Origin of the sequence: Herminiimonas sp. (genome assembly GCF_030645555.1) — a bacterium.
Classification (GTDB): Bacteria; Pseudomonadota; Gammaproteobacteria; order Burkholderiales; family Burkholderiaceae_D; genus Oxalicibacterium.
In genome coordinates this window covers 1-6,501 of the sequence record NZ_JAUSME010000330.1, presented here as the reverse complement: position 1 = coordinate 6,501, position 6,501 = coordinate 1, and the positions used below count along the sequence as shown (strand labels likewise).

The 6,501-nt window shown below is 56.7% G+C and carries 5 protein-coding genes and 1 tRNA gene; all 6 read right to left on the bottom strand.

Annotated features, from left to right (window positions below):
• On the bottom strand, window positions 1-305 hold a 305-nt coding region (locus tag Q7T06_RS12450), incomplete at its 3' end, for a sigma factor (RefSeq protein ID WP_304785124.1).
• An 18-nt stretch (window positions 306-323) separates the two neighbouring features.
• Window positions 324-1,457: a PepSY domain-containing protein gene (locus Q7T06_RS12445; protein WP_304785123.1), complete on the bottom strand. Its 1,134-nt coding sequence runs from the start codon at window positions 1,455-1,457 to the stop codon at window positions 324-326.
• On the bottom strand, window positions 1,457-3,679 hold the full coding sequence (locus Q7T06_RS12440; RefSeq protein ID WP_304785122.1) for a TonB-dependent siderophore receptor: 2,223 nt from the start codon (window positions 3,677-3,679) through the stop codon (window positions 1,457-1,459). Before Q7T06_RS12440 ends, Q7T06_RS12445 begins: the two co-directional genes overlap by 1 nt.
• 428 nt (window positions 3,680-4,107) lie before the next feature.
• Complete coding sequence (locus Q7T06_RS12435) at window positions 4,108-4,923, bottom strand: formate/nitrite transporter family protein (protein ID WP_304785121.1); 816 nt, start codon at window positions 4,921-4,923, stop codon at window positions 4,108-4,110.
• A gap of 142 nt (window positions 4,924-5,065) precedes the next feature.
• A tRNA-Leu gene (locus Q7T06_RS12430) sits at window positions 5,066-5,150 on the bottom strand.
• 100 nt (window positions 5,151-5,250) lie between these two features.
• Window positions 5,251-6,501: glycosyltransferase (locus Q7T06_RS12425; RefSeq protein ID WP_304785120.1), on the bottom strand; the 1,251-nt coding region annotated here is incomplete at its 5' end.

The following is a 6,501-nucleotide window of genomic DNA, read 5'->3' as shown; positions in this document are numbered from 1 at the left end:
TGGGTTTCCTGCGAAATCGTTTCCGGTTCCGGATAAGTCGCCAGTGCTTCGAGATAGGCGTTTTCCAGTGCCTGCCTGCGAAACCTGTCGATCATCAGACCGCGTGCAATGGTTGCCAGATAACCGCGCGGTTCACGCAAGTCCGTGTTGTTGCGATTGGTCAGCACACGCATGAACGTGTCATGCGCCAGATCGGCTGCATCGGATGCGTTGTCCAGTTTTCCGCGCAGCCATTTATAGAGCCAGCCATGATGGTCGCTATAAAGAGCTTCGATTTTCTGCAGATGAGTGTCGGCGGTATTCATGGCTATGTGTGCTGGCTATCAGGTCTGATGCGCCTGGATCAGTTTTTCCATGCGTGTTTCATTGCTCTTGCGGCGCACGAACCACAAGTACAATCCGCTGCCCAGCACGATGATCGTCATCAGATCCAGGATGGCCCAGATGATTTGCATGGGCCGGCCGCCGTAATCGCCGAAATGCAGTGGTTGTGAAACCAGCAGCGCAGTCAGATACCAGGGCAAGCTTCGACTGTCGGTGACCGCGCCGGTTTGTGCATCCACCAGGACCGGTTTGAGCAGGCGCGAGGTCAAGGGTTCGGTGCCACGCATGAAGATGCCATAGTGATGCGGACTGCTGAACGTGGTGCCGGGGAAAGCGATGAAACGCATCTTCATGTCCGGTTCCAGCGCCAGCGCAGCGTCCACGGCTTTCTGCAATGAGCCCAGTTCGCGCAAGGGCGGCTGCCCCTTGTAAGGCGCAATCATCTCTGCCATTTGATCCGACTGCCAGTAACGCACGACCAGGTCGGCCCAGGTATTGATGACGCCGGTTGTGCCGACAACCAGCAGCCAGGCCAGCGTCACTATGCCCAGCAGGTTATGCAGGTCCAGCCATTTCAGGCGGGAAGAGCGTGCGGCGCGCACGGTGCCGAACTCCAGTTTTTTCATGAATGGGCCATACAAGGCCACGCCGGAAACGATCGCCACCAGTAGCAGCATGCCCATGAAGCCGAGAAACAGCATGCCGGGCAAGCCGGCAAACAAATCGACATGCAGCGAAAACATGATGTGCATGAAGCCGCTATCGAGTTGCGGTTGCCCCAGCACGGCTCCGGTACGCGCATCGACGGCAACCTGCTTGAGCCCATCCTCTGAAGTTGGCGTATCGGACAGCGTGACGAACCAGACGCGGTCATCGTCTTCTTCCTGCGAGGCGAACATCCCGCCTTTGCCGGGATGCTGCGCTTGTGCCACCTCCATCACGCGATCCATGCTGACGCGCGGTGCATCGGCAGCCATCTCCGGCGCTTCTATTTCCGTGCCCAGCAGATGCCCGATCTCGTGATGAAAGATCAGCGGCAGGCCGGTCAGGCACAGCAGCAGCATGAAGACGGTACACACCAGGCTGGACCATTTGTGGATCCAGGCCCAGCGGCGCAGGACGACGGTGTGCATCAGAACTCGATGGAAGCGGTCAGGCTCAATGTGCGTGGTGCGCCAAGAACCATGTAAGTGTTTTCTGGTGAGGCACCACCAACGGATGCCCAATAATTGCGGTCAGTTACGTTGTCGATGCGCGCACGCCAGGTCACCAGTTTGCTGCCCATTGTGGTCAGGTAGCGAGCGCCTAAGTCCAGACGAGTCCATGATGGAATGCTCAAAGTATTAGAGCGATCCGCATATTGAGATGCCGTGTAAAGGGCGCGGCCGGTAAGCGTTAAACCCTTGGCTCCTGGTACATCCCATTCGATACCTGCATTTGCTTGTGTGTTGGGTACGCCAATAATTTTCTTGCCGTCATAAGTGCCGCCTTGCGACTTAACTTGTTTCGCATCAAGGAAGGTGATACCGCCTAGCAAGCGCAGGCCGCGTGCAGCTTCACCATACAAATTGATTTCAACGCCTTCATTCTTTTGTTCGCCGTCAGCTGCAAATACGCCATTGACTGCGTAGGCGCTTGGCCGCGTTATAGAAAACACGCTCAAACTGGCGCCGAGATTTCCACCGTCGTACTTGACGCCGACCTCTTTCTGTTTTGATTGCGCCGGCGCGAGGATTGCACCTGGATTGCTTACACCTGTTGCAGGAGCAACGTCGCCTTGAAGCAGGCCTTCAATGTAGTTGGCGTACAGGGAGACTTGATTGCTTGCCTTGAAAACGACGCCAGCGACAGGCGTAACCTTGCTTTTGTCATACACATCGTTTTTTGATACACCGGTGTTGTAATCAAAGGTTTCGCTCTTGATGGTTTGATTACGTGCGCCTACCGTTATTAATAATCTGTCATCAGCAAACGACATGGTATCCGCCAAGGCAATGCTCGATGTATTGGTTTTTGCCTGCAGCAAAGGGTTATTCATATCGCCGGCAGTCAATGCTGTTGTGGCAGGTGCGGTTACCGGGAATGGATTATATAAATTGCCGGCAAAACCGGCAAAGCTGGAAAATGCATAGGCGTTCTTTTTCTCTAAAGAGAAGGTTGCTGCCGAAGCGATCAGGGTATGTTTGACGGTTCCCGTAACGACTTTGGCGCGCACACCGACTTCAGCTGTTTTTGCTGTTTCTTCACGTACGTTGTCGAACCTGTATGCCGAGGTGACGCCGCTTGCGGTGGAAGTTGGGTTGCTCAATACATTGGCTTCATCGCCTTGACGAATACCTGCCGCCGCCCAGACTGTTACTGTATCGCTCAAATCGAATTCGCCGCGCAGCGTGCCGAAAGTATCTTTTTCTTCTGAATAGGTCCAGGGCTGGGCAAAATTGCTGGAGGCGTCTGGCGCTCTGGGGATGCCGCCATTGGGAGTCACACTTGGACGCGGTTGGTCGATACGGTGGTTTTGATATCCGACATCTGCTGACAAGCGGACATTGCGATTACGCCAGTCCAGTCCTAATGCCAGCACGCTCAGTTCGCGGCTTTCGTTATCGACTGATGTTCCGCCATCACGGCGGGCTGCATTAAAACGTACACCTGTGCTTTGATCCGGGCCAAAACGGCGGGCGATATCTACTGCGCCATAGGCCTGGCCACCGCTTTCGATACCTGCAGTTATTTGTGTCAATGGCTCATTCGTTGCGCGCTTGGGCAACAGATTGATGGCGCCGCCGATGCCGCTGCCGCCGGGCGCTGCGCCGTTGAGGAAGGTATTTGCGCCGCGGAATACTTCCACGCGTTCGACCAGTTCAGTCGCGACAAATTGGCGCGGCAGAATTCCGTAGAGGCCGTTATAGGCGACGTCGTCGGAATACACCGGAAATCCGCGGATAACATACAGTTCCTGGAAGTTGCCAAAGCCGCGCGCCACGCGTACCGACGGATCGTTTTGAACGACGTCTGCAACGCTGCGCGCCTGCTGATTCTGGATCAATTCACTGGTGTAGCTGGTGCTGCTGAACGGCGTGTCCATGATGTCTTGCGTACCCAGGATGCCGACCCGTCCGCCACGCGCCACCTGGCCACCCGCATATGGTTTGGACAAGCCTTCGGCAGAGGCGTCCGCACTGGATGTGACGACAATCTCAGTCAGTTGAGTGGTAGCAAGTGCTTCCGTGCTTTGCGCATGCCCTGCGCCAGCTGCCGTCAGCAAGGCAGTGCCGGCGAGCACAGGCAATGCAGCTTGCAGGGCGAGTGCAATCAATGTCGGCTTGAAAAGGATGGGGTGGGTGCGGGACGACATAAGTTTCCTTGCCAGTTAGAGGCGGTATCGGGTGTGGCACCAGGCAGGTGGCGAATATTAAATAATCTAAATACAAATCATTCTCATTATAGTTAAAAAAGAAGGGTTTCCGCAACATAAAAATGCATGCGATACCGGCTGGCTTGCCGATTGCGAAGTTACTCAAGCGCTGATGAGAGGTGGCTGGCTGGATTATCCAGAGGCTGCAAGCGCGGGCCGGAAATCGGGCGCGCGCTGCTCGGTGGCGTATGGATGGGAAGGGACTATGGTGGCGCGACTTATGCGGCAGACATCATGGCCGGCGCTGTCGGGCTGGGTGTTGGTGGTATTCCTGTTCGGCAGACTGTTGCCTGCACAGTGAGTGCGCAGCAGACTGAAGCGGTCTCAGGAATCATGCAGCAAGGTAGTTGCCTGTCTTGCCGAGCACGCTATTTGGGAGCGGAAGATCTGCGATAAATGATGTGATAGACGAGTCCGACCAAGACACTGCCGCCTATGATGTTGCCCATGATGACAGGCAGCATATTGCTGAAGAAGCCAGCCCAGGTAATGATCCCGGCGCTTGCACCGTCACCCTGCAGCAGCATCGCGAGCGGGAAGAAATACATGTTGGCGACGCTATGCTCGAAACCTGCTGCAACGAAGGCTGAGATCGGGAAGATGATCGCGACCACCTTGTCGACCACGCTGCGTCCGGCAAATGCCATCCACACTGCCATGCAGACCAGCACATTGCACATCACGCCCTTGAAGAAGGCAGTCCAGAATGGCATCGCAGCCTTGGCTGCGGCTATCGTCAGATATTCCTGCCCGATCGCGCCATTGTTCATTTCTGCATGGCGCGACAGATAAACCAGCAAGGCCAAGCCGGCCGCGCCTATGAAATTGCCGCAGCAAACGATCGCCCAGTTGCGCAACACATCCAGCGTGGAAATCTTGCCATCGGCCCAGGCCATCGCCAGCAGATTATTCCCGGTGAATAATTCAGCGCCGGCGACCACCACCAGTATCAAGCCGAGGGAAAATACCGCACCGCCGAGTATCTGCCTGGCTGCAAAGCCCAGCGTCGGATCGGACTTCACGATCACAAAATAGAGTGCGCCCAGGCCTATGAAGGCGCCGGCCAGGATGCTCAACATCAGCATCGAAAGAAAAGGCAGGCGCGCCTTGGTCACGCCGATTTCTTCTACGCGCGCTGCGATTTCCTTGGGTGAGAATGCATCGGAACCGAAGATTTCAGACATGGCGTGCTCTTTCGCGCAGGGTGGGGAACAGGTTCAGCTTGTCATGCTATCGGGTGCACTGGTACAAGACAACAAAAAACCCGCATCAGCACAAGGCTAGATACGGGTTTCTGGACTTCTTTGAATCTACTGCATGTACGACTGGTGCCGAGAGCCGGAATCGAACCGGCACGCCTTGCGGCGCGGGATTTTGAGTCCCGTGCGTCTACCTGTTCCGCCATCTCGGCAACGCAAGCTGAGTATTATGCTCGATTCGACGCATTTGAGCAAGGTGCTTTGCGCTTGATTATCTTGTGCCGGCGACTATTTTTACGCTGATGGCTCTTGTTACGGTTGCTCGGCCTGGGTCGCGTAGATGCGTTTATAAAGGCGGAAGCGCTCATCACGGTCAGATGGGCGGCGGCCTTGCCAGAGCAGTTTCCACTGCTGCTTGTTGCGCGTCAGGGTAGGCGCTGCATCGCTGCCGCGGCGATTATCCTGCAGCAGCAGGTAATCGCAATTATCGTCGTCAAACTGGGCAAACTGGATGTTCCCGAAATAGGCAAACGAGGCGCGCTGCGATGCGCCTACATTTGTCGCCACACAGCGTTTAACTTTCGGCAATGCGGCATCGACTTGCTGCGCGACGCCGGCATAACTCTTGATGTAGTTACCCCATGGCAGCCACAGTGTCATCAGCAGCAGCCAGCACAGGATAATCCCGCCGGACGACAGCACCACTGCGCGCCACAGTACGGAAGGGCGGCGCGATATGCGCCAGTGCACTATCCAGATCCAGCCAGCCGAGGCTGCAGCCGCAATCAGGAAGGTGATGAGATTGAATTCCGGTTTGAAGCCGGGGGCGATCTTGAATGCATTCTTGGCTATCTGTGCCGGCCAGCCGGTTTGCTTGGCGATCCAGCCCAGCCATATGAAGCTTGCGCAAGTGGTCAGCATCATGACCGAGAACCAGTCGACTGCATTGATCGCGCCGCGTTTCATGGTCGGCAAACCGAAGGCGGCGAGTATGGCCAGCATCGGCAGCAGCGGCAGCAAAATGGATTCTTCGCCGCGCGGGTGCAGCAGCGCGAGCGTCAGCAGCGCCGCAAAGAAGGTCAGCGGCAGCGCGATATGCAGCGCTTCGCGCTGGCGGCGCCAGGCATAGACGGCCCAGATCGCGAACGGCCACGCCGGCCAGGCGAACCAGATCGCATTCTTCAGGAAGTACTGGAAAGTGTGCCATGAAGGCGCGCCGATCTGGCGGGAATTCCACTCCATCCATGCGTCGGTCGGTGTCGTGCCGAAAGGCTGTACTTGCTCATTCACGAACACCCATGCCCCTGCGACCGCAGCTGCCAGCGGCAGTGTCACCAGTATCAGGCGCAGCAGGATAGCCCGTTCGCGTACCGCGGCCAGGGTGGCCACGCCCAGCCACAAGGCCAGCGGCACCATCCAGCCGCGCGTCAGGGTCAGCAAGCCCAGTACTGCACCGAACGCGATGGCGCTGCGCAGTGAGTGCGATTCAAACAGGCGGGTTGCCATATAGAGGGAAAAGGCCACCAGCGATACCTGCAAGGCTTCGGATGTGGTGCCATGACT